The organism is Microbacterium sp. LTA6 (assembly GCF_045690355.1).
GTDB lineage: Bacteria > Actinomycetota > Actinomycetes > Actinomycetales > Microbacteriaceae > Microbacterium.
Map to the genome: position 1 here is coordinate 1,095,487 of NZ_CP147855.1, position 17,853 is coordinate 1,113,339.

The 17,853-nt window shown below is 64.5% G+C and carries 16 protein-coding genes; 6 read left to right on the forward strand and 10 right to left on the reverse strand.

Going from position 1 to position 17,853, the window contains the following annotated elements:
* Positions 1-29: 29 nt before the first annotated feature.
* From LTA6_RS05165 to LTA6_RS05175, 3 genes are read left to right on the forward strand one after another with little or no spacing between them, the layout of a single operon-like run.
* Complete coding sequence (locus LTA6_RS05165; RefSeq protein ID WP_407358834.1) at positions 30-821, forward strand: tryptophan-rich sensory protein; 792 nt, start codon at positions 30-32, stop codon at positions 819-821.
* A gap of 31 nt (positions 822-852) precedes the next feature.
* Positions 853-1,653: a hypothetical protein gene (locus LTA6_RS05170; RefSeq protein ID WP_407358835.1), complete on the forward strand. Its 801-nt coding sequence runs from the start codon at positions 853-855 to the stop codon at positions 1,651-1,653.
* Between the two features lie 3 nt (positions 1,654-1,656).
* Positions 1,657-2,634 (forward strand): Gfo/Idh/MocA family protein, encoded by a 978-nt coding sequence (locus LTA6_RS05175; protein ID WP_407358836.1) that lies wholly within the window; start codon positions 1,657-1,659, stop codon positions 2,632-2,634.
* A 176-nt stretch (positions 2,635-2,810) separates the two neighbouring features.
* Here the strand turns inward: LTA6_RS05175 and LTA6_RS05180 are convergent, their stop codons facing one another.
* The 10 genes from LTA6_RS05180 to LTA6_RS05225 all read right to left on the reverse strand — a co-directional run bounded on the left by LTA6_RS05180 (position 2,811) and on the right by LTA6_RS05225 (position 14,886).
* A complete protein-coding gene (locus LTA6_RS05180) occupies positions 2,811-5,795 on the reverse strand; it encodes a LamG-like jellyroll fold domain-containing protein (protein ID WP_407358837.1) in 2,985 nt (994 codons plus the stop codon).
* A 280-nt stretch (positions 5,796-6,075) separates the two neighbouring features.
* Entirely contained in the window at positions 6,076-6,870 is a 795-nt protein-coding gene (locus tag LTA6_RS05185) for an SDR family oxidoreductase (protein WP_363550352.1), read from the reverse strand.
* Positions 6,871-6,914: 44 nt separating this feature from the next.
* The gene (locus LTA6_RS05190) at positions 6,915-7,064 is read right to left on the reverse strand and encodes a hypothetical protein (RefSeq protein WP_363550349.1); all 150 of its coding nucleotides are present in this window, start codon (positions 7,062-7,064) and stop codon (positions 6,915-6,917) included.
* Positions 7,065-7,216: 152 nt separating this feature from the next.
* On the reverse strand, positions 7,217-9,304 hold the full coding sequence (locus LTA6_RS05195; protein WP_407358838.1) for a DUF5054 domain-containing protein: 2,088 nt from the start codon (positions 9,302-9,304) through the stop codon (positions 7,217-7,219).
* A 44-nt stretch (positions 9,305-9,348) separates the two neighbouring features.
* Positions 9,349-10,173 carry a carbohydrate ABC transporter permease gene (locus LTA6_RS05200; RefSeq protein WP_363550343.1) on the reverse strand — a complete coding sequence of 275 codons (825 nt, stop codon included), beginning with the start codon at positions 10,171-10,173 and terminating at the stop codon, positions 9,349-9,351.
* Complete coding sequence (locus LTA6_RS05205) at positions 10,170-11,051, reverse strand: sugar ABC transporter permease (protein WP_363550340.1); 882 nt, start codon at positions 11,049-11,051, stop codon at positions 10,170-10,172. Before LTA6_RS05205 ends, LTA6_RS05200 begins: the two co-directional genes overlap by 4 nt.
* 3 nt (positions 11,052-11,054) lie before the next feature.
* Complete coding sequence (locus tag LTA6_RS05210) at positions 11,055-12,368, reverse strand: extracellular solute-binding protein (RefSeq protein ID WP_363550337.1); 1,314 nt, start codon at positions 12,366-12,368, stop codon at positions 11,055-11,057.
* 197 nt (positions 12,369-12,565) lie between these two features.
* Positions 12,566-13,672: an ROK family transcriptional regulator gene (locus LTA6_RS05215; protein ID WP_363550334.1), complete on the reverse strand. Its 1,107-nt coding sequence runs from the start codon at positions 13,670-13,672 to the stop codon at positions 12,566-12,568.
* Positions 13,673-13,926: 254 nt separating this feature from the next.
* Positions 13,927-14,358, reverse strand: coding sequence for a MepB family protein (locus tag LTA6_RS05220; RefSeq protein ID WP_407358839.1), 432 nt, complete (start codon positions 14,356-14,358; stop codon positions 13,927-13,929).
* 36 nt (positions 14,359-14,394) lie between these two features.
* On the reverse strand, positions 14,395-14,886 hold the full coding sequence (locus LTA6_RS05225; RefSeq protein ID WP_407358840.1) for a hotdog fold domain-containing protein: 492 nt from the start codon (positions 14,884-14,886) through the stop codon (positions 14,395-14,397).
* Between the two features lie 296 nt (positions 14,887-15,182).
* Here LTA6_RS05225 and corA point away from each other — a divergent pair, with 296 nt between their 5' ends.
* The 3 genes from corA (at position 15,183) to LTA6_RS05240 (ending at position 17,807) form a co-directional block, all read left to right on the forward strand.
* Positions 15,183-16,184 carry a magnesium/cobalt transporter CorA gene (gene corA, locus LTA6_RS05230; protein WP_407358841.1) on the forward strand — a complete coding sequence of 334 codons (1,002 nt, stop codon included), beginning with the start codon at positions 15,183-15,185 and terminating at the stop codon, positions 16,182-16,184.
* A 52-nt stretch (positions 16,185-16,236) separates the two neighbouring features.
* A complete protein-coding gene (locus tag LTA6_RS05235; RefSeq protein ID WP_407358842.1) occupies positions 16,237-16,944 on the forward strand; it encodes a spermidine synthase in 708 nt (235 codons plus the stop codon).
* A 68-nt stretch (positions 16,945-17,012) separates the two neighbouring features.
* Positions 17,013-17,807: an SDR family NAD(P)-dependent oxidoreductase gene (locus tag LTA6_RS05240; protein ID WP_407358843.1), complete on the forward strand. Its 795-nt coding sequence runs from the start codon at positions 17,013-17,015 to the stop codon at positions 17,805-17,807.
* Positions 17,808-17,853: the final 46 nt, after the last annotated feature.

Below are 17,853 nucleotides of genomic sequence, written 5' to 3' on the forward strand. Positions count from 1 at the left end.
TGGGCGGGGGTTCTGCGTAGGCTGACGCCATGAGCGAGACGATGAGGTCCGACCGCATCCGCCAGGTGATCGTCGCCGTCACGGTGCTGGCGGCCGTGGTGCTCGCGTTCGTGGGATCCGGTGTGCTCGGAGGCACACCCATCAAGGATGCCGCGGGCGGCGCGTTCGCCTCGGATGCGACCGTGCTCGCGCCCACCGGGGCCGCGTTCGGAATCTGGTCGGTCATCTACCTCGGCCTGTTCGGCTACGCGGTCTGGCAGGCGTTCCCGGCGCAGGCGGCCAAGCCCGTCCATCGCGCGGTCGGCTACGGGGTCGCCGCATCATCGCTGCTCAACGCGGTGTGGATCGCCTGCGTGCAGGCGTCGCGCATCGCGGAATCGACGGTGATCATCGTCGTGCTGCTCGTGGTGCTGCTGGCGACGTTCGCCCGGCTGCGCCGTCGGCCCCGCCGCGGGACCGTCGCCGAGATCGTCCTCGTCGACGGCACCGTCGGGCTCTACCTCGGATGGGTTACCGTCGCGGCGGCGGCGAACCTCGCCGCCTGGCTCACGGCGATCGGCGTCGACGGATGGGCGAAGGCACCGGCGTGGCCGGCCATCGTCGCGCTCTGCGTCGTCGGCCTGCTGGCGATCGCCACCGCGTGGAGCGGCGGACGCTGGGCCCCCGCCGTCGCGACCTACTGGGGGCTCGCCTGGATCGCCGTCGAGCGCTGGACCGGCGCCCCCGCGGAACCCACCGTCGCCTGGACGGCGATCATCCTCGCGGTCGTGGTTCTCGGCGTCAGCGCCTGGTCGTTCTTCCGCCGAATCCGCAGAACCTGAGGACCGACGCGCGAAGTAGGCTGAGGCCATCATGCAACCCCTCTTCGACTTTCTCGGGCAGTACTGGTGGCTGGCGTTCCCGTTCCTCGGGATGGCCGGCGGTGCCGCGAAGGCATGGGAACAGGGCGCGAAGCGCCGGCACGAGCGTCGCATCGAGACGCTTCGCGTGAAGGCACAGCTGAAGACGGCTGAATTCGAAGCCCGCGCACTCACTCAGCAGCAGAAGCGCGGCGGACCGCAGATCGTCGACACCACGGCATCCGTCGCCCCGAACGAACTCCTCGGCAGGCTCTTCACCGAGCACGACGAGATCACCGCCCGTTGGCTGGACTACGAGCTCGACGTGGCCAAGCTCATCGCCTTCCCGGCGATGAGCGACGGACGTCAGCCACTGACGGCCGCGTTCCTGCGGGCCAAGAAGACGGCGGATGCTCTGCGCCCGACGTCCGCCGACGCCAAGGTGACGGAGCAGCGGGTCTCCGAGTATCTCGATGCCGTCGGCAACTACGCCGTCGCGTTCGAGATCGCCGAGAAGGACGCCCGGCGCCTGCGCGACTCGACCTTCACCGCACCCGAGCGCAAGCGCCTCGAGCGCGCGCAGCAGCTGCTCAAGGTCGCCATCGATGATTCGGCCACGCAGGCCGAGCGCAACGTCGCGTACAAGCGCGTGCGTGAAGAGCTCGACGGCCTGATCCTGCTCTCCGACGAAGCCGTCACCGTGCTGGAGAAGCAGGTCGCCCGGGAGATCGCGGCACCGACCCCGAAACCGGCGCCCGAGCCCGAGCGGATGCCGCAGGCCGACCCCCGGCGCCTTCCCGATGCGAACGGCTGATCGGTGACCGATCCGATGGAAGAGGCTCCTCCGCTGCGCGTGGGAATCGTCGGTGCCGGCGGCATCGCGCCACCGCACATCACGGCACTCCTCGCTCTCGGCGTTCAGGTCAGCATCCTCGCCCGCAGCGGCGCTCGCGCACTCGCCGACCGGCACGGCCTCGCTCTCTTCGACTCCCTCGACGACCTGATCGAGCACGTCGACGTCATCGACATCCTCACGCCGACGACCACGCATGCCGAGATCGCGCTGCGCGCGATCGCCCGCGGAAGGCATGTCATCTGCGAGAAGCCGCTCGCCGCAGACGCCGACGAGGCGGCCGGCCTGGTGCGTGCGGCTGCGGAAGCCGGCACCCGGCTGTTCCCCGCTCATGTCGTGCGGTACTTCAGCGACTACGCCTGGGCGAAGCAGGAGATCGACGCGGGGCGCATCGGCGACCTCGTCGAGCAGAATCTGCTGCGCAGGGTCGCCGCACCTCCCAGCGGATGGTTCTTCGACGAGGATGCCGGGGGCGGACTGATCCGCGATCTGATGATCCACGACCTCGACCAGGCCGTCTGGGTCGCCGGCCCTGCGACGACGGTGTCGGCCACCCAGGATCCTCCGTCGGGCGCTGGCCGAGTCACTCCGCCGGTGCGTGCCGAGGTCGTGCTCACGCACCGCAACGGCGTCGTCAGCCGGGTCCGCGCCGAGTGGGCCGAGCCGGGGACGCCGTTCCGCACCCGAGCCGAGTTCGTCGGCACGGGTGGAGTGCTGCGGATCGGGAACGACGACGACTCCGAAGATTCGGCACCCCTGCTGCATGTGCCACCGGCATCCGACACCGACCCCTACCTCGCCCAGCTCGCCGACTTCGTCGAGGCGCTCCGCGAGCGACGCGATGCCCGAGTATCTCCGGCGGACGGCGTCGCGGCCGTGGCGTTGGTGGATGCGGCGTATGCGTCCCTCGCATCCGGGCAGCCCGTCTCGCTCGCACCGTGAGCGGAGGCTCGCGGCGATCAGCGGCGACGGGGCGAACATCCTCGCGGTCGCGGTTCTCGGCGTCAGAGCCTGGTCATCTTTCCGCCGAATCCGCAGCTCAACCCCAGCCGGCGCGTTACACGAAGAGCCGGGTACCCGAATCTTCGGGTACCCGGCTCTTCGCGGTCTGACGAGCGTCAGTCCTGGATCAGCTTGCGACGACGCATAATCATCAGCATGATGCCTGCCGCAACAAGGAGCAGGGCACCGGCTGACGCGCTGAGCGGCACCAGCATGTCGCCACCTGTCACGGCGAGGCCGCCGTCACCGGTTCCGCCGTTGCCACCCGTTCCGGGACGCGGAGTCGGAGTCGGGGTCGGGGTCGGGGTCGTTCCGGCGGCAGTGACCTCGAGCTCCGCGCTCACGACCGTCGTCGAGGTGTCATCCTTGACGACAACCTGGTGTGTGCCCAAAGCGGCACCAGCGGGAATGAGCAACTGCGTCTCCAGCGTGCCCTCAGCGTTGATGACCGCGTCGGCCAACTTCTCATCATCCAGCCAGATCGACACGGCCACACCCGGACCGAATCCGCTCAGCGCCGCGTCCAGCGACCCTCCCGCCTCGACGGACGTCGCACTCAGCGTCAGCTTCGGATCAACGACCGGCTGACAGCCAGCCTGATTCAACTGCGTCACTTGAGCCTGGCTCAGAGCACGGTCGAATACACAAACGTCATCCAGCAGTCCGTTGTAAGCCTCTCCCCATGGAGCAGCTCCCAGCATCATTTTGGTCGTCGTGTCAGGAAGCGGCCCGAGATTCGTTGCATCGCTTGCCACCAGGTCACCGTCGACATAGACCTTCATACCCAACGTGTGATCATAGGAAGCCACATAGTGGTGCCAACTGTCGTCTGCGTAGGGCCATGGGAACACCAGCGACTTGGCACTGGACGAGCCATTGAGCCAATAGGCCACCTGAGCTTTACCTCCGCCAATAAACTGCAGTGGCGTGAAACGCTGATCGTGACGGACAACGCCGACGTAGCCTGTTGACGCCTGTGAAGTCTTGAACCACAGCGACACGGTCTCGTCTCCTCTGGGAGTCAGAGTTGCCGAAGGGCTGACCTCGACCCGTGAGCCGCCGTTGAAGGCGAGCGCACCATCGTACTTGCCCGAATCGGTCCACGTCGGGTTGCCGATCAGTGCTCCGGCATTGTCCTTACCTGAGGAATCGCCGACGATTTCGCCGGAGCCTTCATCGAACTTCCAGTGCGCCACCAATTCGGCGGACTTCGTCGTTACGCGAATGCTTGTCGTCAGGGCAACGCCGTTCGGATTGTCGACTCCGATCGGCATCGTTGCAACGCCCGTAACCATAAAAGTCTGCGGGGTCGTAGCAGTCGGGTCGTAGCTGGCACCACTAGGGTCCCAATTCACAAACGCGTCCACGTCACCGGAGGACGTTGCAAGCGATACCTTGCCGGGCAGATCAAGAGCTTCTGGTGTCTTCGCTGCTCCGATATGCGCTACCGCATCTGCCGACGGATTGATGCCGACAAGGCTCGCAGTGGGCTGAGGGTCGCCGGCGTACAGTCGGACACCAACCGCATACTCCCCCACGGACAAATTCGCATCTTGAATATTCGAGGCGGTACGCCCATCGATGACCAGATTGTGGATCTGCACACCGTCGACGGTATGGGTCGAATCAATTCCGGTGATCAGTGAAGGTTCTTCGTTCGGCCCGGTTGTGTAATAAATATCCTGGAAGGTCAAATTTCTAATATTGCCGCTCGTCGAGTTCCATGGCGCAAATGGTGTGACCTTGAACAGACTTCCCATGGAGTTACGTTCCACAACAATGTTCTTGAAGACCATGTTCCTCATGAGCCCCTCTTGCCCCGCGGCAACTCCGATCACACCGTTCTGCACTACTTCCGCTTCGTAGTGATTGATGATGTAGATGTTGGTGGCGGAGAAATCATCGAGCGGCGTTCCATAGAGGTTGCCGACGCCGGTCATCATGCTGTGCGCCTTCTGGCCGAAGATCACGACGTTGTCCCATGAAATGTGATCGTTCGAAGCATCGCTGACGAGAGCGTCATCGGAAGTCCTGAGATAGGAGTTCTTGACGGTCACGTAACTGTTGCCGCCGGTGCTGACGATGCCATCTCCCTCCAGCATCGCGGTGAACCCCTTGAAGTTATCGACCGTTACATGGGTTGATTTGTGGATGTTGATCTGCTGTCTTTCCGGGTTGACCACTACGACGCCCTCAACGGTGACATTGTCCGAGTTGAAGATCACGATGCCAGGCATCTCAGGGTTTCTCGAGCGATCCGCGTTGGTGAAATCGCCGCACCACCTTGAAACATCGATCACACCCCGGCCCCTGATCGTGATGTCGGTCGTTCGCGGCGCCTGCTCCCAGCCCGGCTGGGTACCGAAAGGGTTGGTCTTGATCTGAGCCTGCACGACTGCACCACCTTGGAGATAGACAGTCGTTCCGCTAGGCACGTAGATGACATCCTGAGTAGCTGTACCGCCTCCGTAGTGCGTAGGGAGGGTCTCCCGTGTGATCCTCGGATCGTTGCCGTACGCATGAAGACCCGCCTCGAAGAACATCACATTCGGATCATCCCGAGAAGGGATGTCGGTTTCGATCGGGTTAGCGAAGACCTGCAGCGCTTCATACATATCGCCGTTGACTTCCAGCACGACGTTCATCGGCTCGGTGAGCGAGATCGTGATCACGTTGCCGTCGATTGAGGGCTCGATACCGTAGGACTGGGGCCAGACCTTTGCCGAATCGACGGGTCCGCTGGTGTAGGTGATCTGCAATTCCACAGGCCCCGAGCAGTCGAACATGACAAACCCGACAGGTGTTGTCACATCGGATTCTCCGCTCTTCATCACCCGGGCAGAGTACGGGAATAGGTTCGAGAACGCCCCATCAGGAGCTCGCACGCGTGCTGTGAAATTCGAAACACTTGGCGTTCCCTCAGGCGGGTCGGGATAGGTGACAAGTTCGCTTGCGGCGCTGGCTTCGCTTGCAGTACGCGCATCACTTGCAGCACTACCTTCGCTCGCTTGAAGCACGAGAGCACCAGACAGAATCGACGCACTGATCATCACACTGAGCATTGTTCTCAGAACGGTTCTTGCTTTTTTCGTGTTGGGCATGTTCACGCCTCCTTGCGTGTTTTGGATTGCGGTGCGCTTCAGCGTTAGCGCGACGGCGAACTCCGCCCGCGTGGTCAGGATCGTCGAACCTGATTTATGAAGCGGGTTTTTATTATCTCGATCTGAACCTATCTGATGCCTGCATTTGGGTCAAGCACAGTCTGGGACCTGCTCAGTCTCCGCCGTGCAGGAAATTTAAAAACTTAGACACAAAACGGTGATCATCGGCGTGCTCACACTCGCGGACAGACGGAGCTTCTTTGGGGGGACGCCCTTGGGTCTAGTCGTGCCTGCGGTCGGTGTTCGTAGGCAGCGCGGCGGCGATCCGCGCCAGGAGACCACCATCGACACGAAGCTCTGCACCGGTGACGAAGCTGGCGGCATCGCTGGCGAGGAACGAGACCGCGGTGCCGATCTCGCTCGGCCGGGCGACTCTTCCGAGTGCGTGGGCGGCGCCCCAGTCCGCAATCGTCTGCTCGACCCCTTGCCCGGTTCCGTCGGACCACATCGCCGCCGCGGAGCGGAGCATCGGCGTGTCGACCGAACCTGGGGCGACCGAGTTGACTCGCACGCCGTATTTGGCTTCGTCGACAGCCATTGCGCGGCAGAGTGCATTGAGCGCGCCTTTACTGGCTGCGTACGCGACCACGGAGGCCTGCGTCGCCGTTGCCTGAACCGACGAGACGATCGTCACAGTTCCGACGTTCCGTCGAATCTCCAGCAGCGCCGCGCGGGTGGCGAGGAAGACGCCCCGCACATTCACGTCGAACACCTCTCCCCAAGTTTCAAGCGAGGTGGAGATCGTGTCGCCGTACCGCTGGATGCCCGCCGCGGTAACCAGGTGGTCGAGCCGACCGAACGCCTCAAGAGCTGCTCCGACGGCATTCTTCGCCGTCCGCTCCTCTTCGATCGGGCCGAAAGTTCCGAGAGCGGTCCCGCCCACGGCACGGATGTGTTCAACGGTCTCGTCGACGTAGTCCTCGGTGAGCCCGTGCACGACGACGGAGGCGCCTTCACGTGCAAGAGTCTCCGCGATTCCGCGGCCGATGCCCTGAGAGCCTCCGGTTACGAGCACGACCCGTCCTCCGTGCCTGCGAGGAATGAAACCTGTCACAATCTTCACCGCACCTCGTCGATGGCGGATGCCTCGTTCGCTGATACCGCCCTCGACCCCTTGCGCACACCCTTGCGTCGGCTCGAGTCCCGCGCACGGACCTCGCCCCGCATCGAGACAGTGTCGAGATCACCGTCGTTGGTGTCGGTTCCCATTGTGCGCAGGTCCTCCTTTTTCAGGCGGTGGGTTGGCGGGGCGAACGCCGATCGACGCGAAGATCGCAAGGTACTCACGTCCCGCCGCAATCGTGCGTTCGCCCACGAGAGTTGCGCACTGAGCCTGAGACCGGTCGCACCGGATGGATTTCTCAGTGAGGCAAAGAGGCGCTCGGGAACTCCAACCGGAACTCGTATGTTTGATCTTCCTCGAACCACATCCGGTAGTTCGTGCCCCACACGTTGTTGTGGAGCAAGAAGTGGAACCCCTCTCGAAGGTTGCCGTACGCGTTGCCGTAGTGGAGCAGATTCTGTTCGCCGATCGCAACCACAGCCGCGTCGAGGCTGGTGATCATCACGTCTTCCGCCGCGTGCTCGAGCGCTTCCACGGCATGCATCCGACGGTTTCCGTCACGCACGACATCGCTTGGGTCGATGAGCATTCCGAGCTTGCGCATGCGCCAACCTTCTGTCTCGGCGACCGACGGCGCCAATGAGAACCAACTCGCCTCAGGGAGCCGATTCGCATCCTTCTGGCTGACGCGCAGTTCGATCGAAAGCCCCGAGCAGTCGTCTGACGCCCGGTAGTCGATCTCGACGATGCGAGGCGCACCCAGGCGTTCCGCAGCATCCACTGACATCGCGGCGGTCACACGCAACACGTCTGCAGTTCCCTCCCGCCAGGTCCGGGCGTCGAGAACGAAAGGCCGGAACACCTCTCTTCGAGGGGCGGGCGTGCCGGACTCGAAGCCCGGCTTTCCGAAGTCGGCAACCGCCCAACCGGCGTGCAGGTCGAGGCGGCGGCAGTAGTTGTCGAACCACACCTGGTAGTCCTCTGGCGCGAAACTCTCGTAGCGGTACTGCCCGATGGGCTGCTGCGCCGCCCAGTCGTGGCCCGAACGGTCTCGGAGCAGGCTCAACGCGCCGTCCTCGGCGATTGCGACCTCGAACGCGCCGAGCTTCGTGTCTCCGAGAACCGGTACAGAATCCGCGGGCTCAGCCGACCTCACCGGAGGAGCGATCGCCGCCTGAACGGCGGATCGAGCCGCTTCAGGTAGACGCTCAATTGCGTGCTCCAGGAAGTCTCGCTTGTCCTGCCACGACTGTTCATACGCCGAGTACGACCAGCCCTGTTGCGGCCGAACCTTGAGGGCCGCCTCGAGTTGCGGTGCGTAGCGCTCGGGGTTCGCCGAGATGTCGATCTCGTCGCGTTTTCTGGCTGCTTGGAAGGCCGACTTCTCGTAGTTCACGAAGTCCGGCAGGAACACCTGTCCGGATTCTCCCCACGTGTGCTCGGCGACAAGCAGCAGTCCCTCGCCGAGATCTGCCATCTGATCGGCGGAGAGTGGTGCGGGGGACCCGTGTGTCCATGCATCGTGTGCGCGTGACAGACGACGGTATCGCGACAGCACCTGCGGGTCGCTCGCGACGCCGTGGATCCAGGTGTCGCCGATCTCGCTTTCGATGCAGGGCAGGTCATCGCGGAACTCGTTGATCGCCACTGCGAACTGGTCGAGCGTGGAACTGATGATCTCGGCGTCCGGGTAGTTGGTCCGGAGTTCGTCATAGACAGCCATGACCGACGACTCCGTCGGAGGACCATAGTTGTCGTTCGTGAAGGCAATGTAGAGCGCTTGATCCCCGACCATCGTGAGTTTCTCGGGGTCGATGCGGGAGGTTCCATAGTCCCCCTCATAGATGACGACGATCTCCGATCCGTCAGGTGCTCGCCAGCGGAATGCGTCCGGAACGTCAGGTACCGCACTGACCGGGTTCACGCCGAGATGCAGGAGTTCCACGCCCCCTGCACGGAGCAGCGGAACCACGCCGACGGTGTGGCCTGGCACGTCCGTCATCTTCGCCGCCACCGTCGAGCGCCCATATATGCGATCAAGCTCCTGCGAGATGCCGAGACCGAACTCGAAGAGGCTGCGATCGGTGAGCTCGCTCTGGATCGTCATCGGCATTGCGTGCCATGCGATCTTGCCTTCCCGGATGGCTCGGTCGACGTTGCTGCGTTGCTGCTCGGTTCCGTTGCGCAGCGCGTGACTGACAAGCCACGAACCGGTTGTCCAGGTGAATTGCTCTTGACTGCCCCCCTCGGCGAGACGGTCTGCAAGGGCGATCGCTGCCGGAATGAACTCGTCGACATATCGTGCGATCACGGTCGCCGGATAATCCGTGTATCCGATGTCGAGGTGGGTCTTCTGCAGAACGTGGATGGTGCGAGGCGAAGCCACGGACAGTCCTTTCGATGGTGTGGCGGGGGCGGAGACAGCGATGTTCATTCCTTGACGGCTCCCTGCAGGAACCCGCGGATCAGTTGGCGCTGGAAGATGAGGAACACGATGAGCACCGGGATCATGACGATGATCGTTCCGGCCGCCAGAAGCGGGACATCCTTGCCGTGCTGCGTGATGAACTGCCCGAGTCCGGCAGGCGCGGTGCGATGGCTCGCGTCCTGGATGAGGATCAGTGCCAGCAGATACTGGTTCCAGCTCCACAGGAAGAAGAGGAGCGCGAGCGTTCCAATTGCTGGGCGCGCGGTCGGCATCAGGATGCGCCAGAACACCTGCCAATGGTTCGCTCCGTCGATCTCGCCGGCCTCCAGCAGTGATTTCGGCACGGAGTCGAAGTGCGTGCGCATCCAGAAGACGCCGAAGGGCATGAAAAGTCCGAGGAGCGGCAAGATCAGTGCGAAGTAGGTGTCGAGGATCCCGAGCGGCCGGAACATGTAGAACAGCGGCACGACGACGACCTCGTACGGGAGGGTAAGCCCGGCGAGAAACACGGCGAGCACCGCCGCCCGGCCCCGGAAAGTCATGGTTCCCATGGCGTATCCCGCGAGGCTCGCCATGATCACGCCGATAATCACCACGGCGACCGCAACGATGGCACTCGACATGAAGAGGCTGAGGAACCCACCGTCGGTCCACGCCCTCGCAAAGTTCCCCCACGCCGGTTGGGCAGGCCAGCTCACTCCCCGAACGATGGAGCCTGCAGGTTGCAGCGCCGCCGCGAAGATCGCGACGAACGGCACCATGATGGCTGCGGCGACGGCGATCAGGAAGGCCGGCGCAATGACGACCTCGAGACGTGAGCGGATCATTTCTTCTCCCGTACCAGGCCGTTGATAAGGATGACGACGAGGTAGACCAACAGGCTCAACACGATGGCAAGGGCGGATGCCTGCCCCACACGGCCGTTCGTGAACGCCTGGTTGTAGATCTCGACGCCGGGAACCATCGTCTGCGTTCCCGGGCCACCCCGAGTCATGATGTAGACGACGTCAAAACTCGCCAGGGCGGAGATCACCGTTAGCGTCGCCGCTACCGCGATCTCGCCGCGGAGCTGCGGCAGGGTCACCGTGAAGAACTCCGTGATGGCGCCGCCACCGTCGAGTCGGACCGCTTCATACAGGCCCGGGTCGATCTTCTGGATCCCCGAGAGCAGCAGCACGAGGCAGAGCCCAGTGCTGACCCACGTGCCGACGAGGCCGACGGCGGGGAACGCCCAGGTGTAGTCGCCCAGCCAGGCCCGGGCGAACACGCCGAGTCCGACCGTTTCGAGGGCCTGATTCAACAGCCCATCCTCGGAGTAGATCCAGCGCCACGCCACTCCGACTGCGACGAGCGGGACGATCTGCGGGAGGAACACGATCGCCCGGACTGCACCCCAGCTGTGGCGGCGCCGTGCGAAGACCGCCGCCAGGATCAGCGCGAAGGTGATCGGCAACACCGTGAAGAAGAAGATGAGGAGCACGGCGTTGAGGAGTGCGGCGAACTGCTCAGGCTCCGTAAAGACCCTGACGTAGTTCTCGAGGCCGACCCAGGTCGCCAGGCCGACACCGTTCCATTCAAAGAACGAGTACCAGAGGCTGTTGACATAGGGGTAGATGACGAACGCGAGGTAGAAGGCGGCCGCCGGGGCGAGGTAGAGCCATGCGACTCCACCTCGCGTCCGCCGCCCGGATCGGGGCAAGGACATGTTTTATCCGTGCACCGAGTCCCAGTCCTGTTGGACTGCCTCGATCAGTTCACTTGCCGTGGTCCGCCCCGCGATGAGATCCTGGGTTTCACGAATGAACGTGTCGTTCATGCTCACGGTCGCTCCGGCGAATGCTGTGACGGAGCCGTCCGCCGCGCTCGTGGCAGCAAAGCTGTTCACGATGTCGTCAATGACGCCAGCCTTCGGGCTGAGCTTGCTCGTATCCTGCGGGAGGAACCCCGCGGCGAAGATCGCTGCAGAGGCTTCAGAAGAGTGGAAGAAATCCAGGAATGCCGCAGCCGCATTCTTGTGCTTGCTCTTCTCGGAGATCGCATAGGCGATGCTGCCGCCCGCGCCGGTCGGTTTGGTGCCCGGGAAGCTGAAGAAGCCGGCGTTCTCTCCCATCGCGTCGTCGATAGCAGCGGAGTCCCAGTTCCCGTCGATGAAGAACATTCCCTCACCGGCAGTGAACTTACCGACCGCTTCGCCGAGGTCGGTCCCATTCACCTCCGTCGAAGAGGGGAAGTAGCCGCTCTCATTCCACTCGACAAGCTTGTCGACGGCCGTGCGGTTGGCGGGTGTGTCGAACGTGTTGCCGGGCTTTCCCCACACCCAATCGCGCCATTCGGAAGCGCCGCCTGTGGACTGCCCGATCTCCTGGATCGTGAATCCGGCGTGCCCCTGTGCATTGCCGAACTGGATCGGGAGGACGCCAGCATTCTTCGCCTTCGCAAGAGCCGCTTCGAATTCTTCGAGCGACTGCGGGAGTTCGGTGACGCCAGCCTTCGCGAGGAGTTCCTTGTTGTAATACACGCCGACGTGGAAGAACCCCGTGGGCAATGCGATCTGGTTGGCGCCACCGGCGCTCACGAGGTCCTCGCCGACCGCGTAGTCCCCCAGCTGGCCCGCGGAGTACACGTCATCCCAGCCGTATGCATCTACGTAGTCGTTCAAGTTGAGGATCAGGCCGTCCTTCGCCAGATTCCCGGTGATGTTGACGAGCACGATGTCGGGTGAGCTGTTCGACGCGAGCTGCAGCGGAAGCTGCTTGTTGTACTCGTCGAAAGTGGTCTCCTGGTGCTCGACCGTGATGTTCGGGTACTTCTCGTTGAACGCCTCGATGATCGCGGGCAGCGGTGCACCGGACTCGGGCGTGGAGACGATCTTAATCGTGACTTTCTCGGAGCCGACATCGGTCGAAACCGCCTGCGCCTCGCTCGCACTCTGGCCGCCTGAGCCGGGTGCGCAGCCGACGAGTGTGAGTCCGAGCGCAAGCGCGATTGCGCTGGCGGCGGCCGCCGTGTGCTGTGCCTTCATGGGAGATCCCTTCGTGATCTTGGAGCAACTTCGTCGTTGTCGCATCGCGGCGAGGAGCCTGATATCTGGATGCGCCCGCACTCTGGTCGCTGGTGCAGCCAGAGAACGGTTCACGGATCAATATACACAAATATGAATCCGACTTCCATTATTTCTAGCTCGACCGCTCACACCGGGAAAACCGTGTATCTGCGGGTTCAGAAGTCGGCGACCAGCCCGAGCACGCGAGACTCGACGTGGTCAAGCGCGAGGCGCGCAGCACCTACCGCTACTGCTCGGTCACCGAGCTCCGAGATCTCGACACGCGGGTGAAGGACGGCCGCATGCACAGCGAGCCGGCGCCTGATAGCAGCTGCCAGGGACGGACCGGCCTTGGAGATACCACCACCGACAACGATGAGTTCTGGGTCGATTGCGAGAGACAACGCGGCGAGACCCACCGCGACCGCATTCGCATAGCGCTCAACCGCGGCGATCGCTCCGGGATTACCGTCACGCGCGGCCTCGAACACTTCGAGCGCCGTCCCCTCCTGAGCGCCGGTCGCCGCGGCGTAGTCGGAGATCAAGCGCGCGAAGGAGTCCGCCCACTCGAGGATCCTCATCTCACCGACGGCACCGGCGGCACCGGACGTCCCTCTGTGAATACGACCTCCGATTACTGACCCGGCTGCTGTTCGGAAGCCTGCGAGCAGATACACGAAATCATTCGTTCCCCTGCCTGCGCCGTATCGGAACTCGCCGAGGGTGGCGACCAACGTGTCGCTCTCGACAAGGACCTCGCAATTCAGCATCCTGCTGACCTGCGGACCGAGATCGATCCCCTCCCATTCCGGGAGCGCGGGCGAGAACGTGATCCGCCCGGAGGCATCGCTGAGGCCCGGCGCGCCGAGGCCAACAGCGAGCAACTTCGCATGATGGCCGTTCGCATCGACCGCCTGGGCAATCGCATCGACGACGGCCCTGACTCTCACCGATCCTGTCAGACTCGCCGAGGTCTCGACTCGTTGCTCACCCACCGTTTCGCCGTTGAGATCTTGCAACAGCACGACGATCTTGTGCACACCGATGTCCACCCCGGCGATCACGGCAGCGTCCGCAGCGAATCCGAAGCGCACGGCTGGCCGCCCAGCCCCCATGGGAACTGCTGGGCTCAATCGCTTGACCAAGCCGTGGCGCTCCAGATCCGTCGCCGCCGCCAGCACTGTCGGACGCGACAAGCCGGTCAACCCCGCTATCTCGGAAACCGTCAGCGATTCACGCCCACGCAGGGCGGCGAGCGTTGCGACCGACAAAGGGTCTGTCACAGGGGCAATCTGAGGCCGCTTATGCATCGAGTCCCTCCAAATTTTTGAATGTCATTTCACATTATCCCGGCAAGCTCGACGGTTAGGCATTTCTCCTCAACTGTCGGGTGATCGACCGGACGGCGAGGACCACAACTGCCGCGACGTCGTGGAAGCCTGAATTGACACCTACCGCGGCGAATCCGGCCTCCGAGCCATCACACTCTGGCTCGAGCAGCGAGGAGACAACGCGCCAGGGCCGAAGCCCTGGTGGGTCAGTATTCCTGGAATGCCGGCGCCTGCGCGCGCTGCGTGGCGGCCGCCTGACGGTTCAGTCCCTCGCACCAGCTCGGATACAGACGGAATCCGCGCTTGCCCGGGCCTCGCACCGACGTGACGCCCAGCTCCGCAAGATGCGCGGCGGTGAACCGGAACACTCCGCGCCCGCCTCCCTGCTCCACGAAGACGAGTAGGCCTGCGGCGGGATCGCTGCTGCCGAACGGCACCGTCTTCCCGTCACCGTCCCGACGCCAGAACGCCACGAACGCCCCCGGCTTGGTCGGCGTGTTCCGCGCGGTGCGGATGTGCCACACGGTGCCGTCGATCTCGATCCGGCCCGATTCGTAGTCGCTGTCCTGCGGCTCAGGGACGACCGACGCTGAGATCCCCTTACCGGCCGCGTAGGTCTCGAATGCGCTGAAGATCATCCGAGCCACGCTACAGCGACGCGCCTCCCGCGGTCGTCAAGTCCCGCTCGATGCGGTCCGCCGCGGTGTCACCCACATCGTGATGTCGGCGTGCACCACGACCGCGCCACCGGGATCGGTGACATCGACGGAGACGATCACGTCACGCGCCTCATCCGCGGCCAGCGTCTCCAGTCCCTCGATCGTGCCGACCGCGGTGAGCGTGCCCTTCGCCTTCAGGAGGTACCCGACGTTCATGCCCTTCGGGATCCAGCGGTGCGTCTCCGGCAGCGAGAAGTCGATGGTGGTGCCGGCCACGAGCTCGGCCAGGTTGCAGCACGCGATGGCGTGCACGGTGCCGATGTGGTTGTGCACTCCCCACCGATCGCGGATGCGCGCCTCGCCGCGCCCCGGCTCGAGCGAGACGATCATGGGGCGGATGGTGCGGAAGTAGGGAGCCTTCATGCTCACGATCGCGCTGAAGATCCGCATACCGAGCGGGCGGGTACGCAATGCCTCATACGTCTTCTTGATGGGGGAGGTCGTCATGGTTCTCCTTGTCGCGGCCTCCCGGCATCCTGGCATCCTGCGCTCGATTCGCAGGAGTAAGCTGTCGACTCGGGCCAAAGGCCCCCGAGAGTCCGAAAGGCGGTGATGGCGATGTCCGACGATAGTTACGGCGCCGCCCTCGCTGCGTCGCGACTCCCTGCGCTTGCGCGTTGAGCATCCGCTCCGCATTCGCACGTCCTTCTCTGCAGCCGTCGGCGGCGTCATCCCCGCACCCCTGACGAAAACTGCGCACTCAGCCTGGAGCTGACGTGCGCCTGCGAGAACGGAAGCGCATCATGGCGCTCATCGACAACGGCGTATACGTCCACGGACGTCGCGTGGAGACCCTCACCAACCTCGACGACACATCGCGCACGCTCGGTGCGCTCGGCGGCATCGCGTGGATCGGCCTGTACCGGCCGAGCCCGCAGGAGGTCACGTCGGTCGCACGCGAATTCGACCTGCATCCGCTCGCCGTGGAGGACGCGCTCTCCGGTCATCAGCGCTCGAAGGTCGAGCGCTACGGCGACACCCTCTTCGCGGTGCTGCGCCCCGCCCGCTACCGCGACGAGCAGGAGTCGATCGAGTTCGGCGAGCTGCACCTGTTCATCGGCCCCGACTTCGTCGTGACGATCCGGCACGCCGAGTCGCCGAATCTCGCGGCAGTGCGCCGACGCATGGAGGCGAACCCCGAGCTCCTCGCGATGGGGCCCGAGGCCGTGCTGTACGCGATCCTCGACGAGGTCGTCGACGAGTACGAGCCGATCGTGGCCGGTCTCGAGAACGACATCGACGAGATCGAGGACCAGCTGTTCGGCGACAGCGACGACGACGCTCTCTCCCGGCGCATCTACCAACTGTCCCGCGAGGTGATCAACTTCCAGCGCGCGGTGCATCCGCTGAGCGGGATGCTCGAGTGGCTGCGCCGAGGATCCGACAAGTACCGCATCGACGAAGAGCTGCAGCGCTCGCTGCGCGATGTGCTCGACCACGTCATCCGGGTCAACGAGCGGGTGGACTCGTTCCGGGCGATCCTGGAGAACGCGCTCACCGTGCATTCCGCCCTGGTCTCGCGCCGTCAGTCCGATGCGAGCCTGGCGCAGAACGACGAGATCAAGAAGATCTCGTCGTGGGCGGCGATCATCTTCGCGCCGACGCTGGTCGGCACCGTGTACGGCATGAACTTCGACGTGATGCCGGAGCTGCACTGGGCGTACGGCTACCCGCTCGCGATCGGTGGGATGGCCGCCTTCGCGGTCGCGCTGTACGGGGTGTTCAAGTACAAGAGATGGCTCTGAGCGGGACGACGGCGGCGCCGCGGTAGGGTGATCACCGACGGAGGGATACCGCGTGATCACTCGGTTCGAGGAACTTGACTGGCAGCAGACCCCGATCGGGGACCTCATGCTGCGGCGCCGCACGGAGCCGGCGGTGGGCCAGGAGATCTACGAGGTCAAGCTCGGTGACGAGTACCTGATGTCGAGCCTGTTCACCGTCGCAGAGGAAGAACTCGCGAACCTCGGCCTCGCCGCCGTCGCCGGCGACGATCTCTCGGTGCTGGTCGGCGGCCTCGGACTCGGGTACACGGCGGTCGCCGCGCTGCGCGACGACCGGGTGCGTGCGCTCACGGTGATCGACCGGCTCGGCGCGGTGATCGGCTGGCACGAACGGATGCTGCTGCCGGCGTCGACCGAACTCGTCGGCGACGCCCGCACGACCCTGGTCGAGGACGATTTCTTCGCCGTCATGCGCGCGGAACCCGCGGAGGGGCATCCGGGTTACTCGGCCATCCTGCTCGACGTGGATCACTCGCCGCGCCATCAGCTGGATCCCACGCACGCCGACCTCTACGACGCTGCCGGTCTGCGCCGACTCGACCGGCACCTCGCTTCTGGCGGCGTCTTCGCCCTGTGGTCGGATGACCCGCCCGACGACGTCTTCATGGTCGAACTCGACGCGGTGTTCGACGACACCGCCGCCCACATCGTCGACTTCGACAACCCCGTCACCGGCGGCGTCTCTTCCAACACGGTCTACGTCGCGCGCAGTCGACGCTGAGACGGGAAGACCTCGAGGGTCGGCGCGGTTGCACGTACAGTCACCCTGATCCGCCTCGAAAGGACGCCATGCGCATCGATCTGACCGGCAAGACCGCCCTCGTCACCGGCTCCACCCAGGGAATCGGGCGCGCGATCGCCGCGACATTGGCGGATGCCGGAGCGCGCGTCGCCGTGAACGGACGAAAGCCCGACGTCGTGGCATCGGTCATCGCCGAGCTCACGGCGGAGTCCGCCGATCGCGAGCTCATCGCCGCTCCGGGTGATGTGACGACCGAGGCCGGCACGACGGCGGTGCTCGAGGCGACGGGCGACGTCGACGTGCTCGTGAACAACCTCGGCATCTTCGGAGCGACACCGGCGCTCGAGATCACCGACGAGGAGTGGCGCCGTTATTTCGAAGTGAACGTGCTCTCTGCGGTGCGCCTGACCCGCGAGACGCTGCCCGGAATGACGCAGCGGGGCTGGGGACGCGTGCTGAACATCGCGAGCGACTCGGCCGTGGTCACCCCGACCGAGATGATCCACTACGGAATGTCGAAGACGGCCCTGCTCGCCGTCTCCCGCGGTTTCGCGAAGGATGCCGCCGGCACCGGCGTCACCGTCAACTCAGTGCTCGCCGGGCCCACACACACCGGCGGCGTAGAGGACTTCGTCTACGAACTCGTCGACCGCTCGCTGCCATGGGACGAAGCACAGCGCGAGTTCATGAAGGTGCATCGCCCGCAGTCGCTGCTGCAGCGGCTCATCGAGCCGGAGGAGATCGCGAACATGGTCGCCTACCTCTCCTCTCCGCTGGCATCGGCCACGACCGGCGCCGCGGTGCGCGTCGACGGCGGCTACATCGACTCGATCGTGCCCTGACGCTCGCTCCGGTCGCGGCGTCGAGGACTCGCTCAGGTCGGCCGCC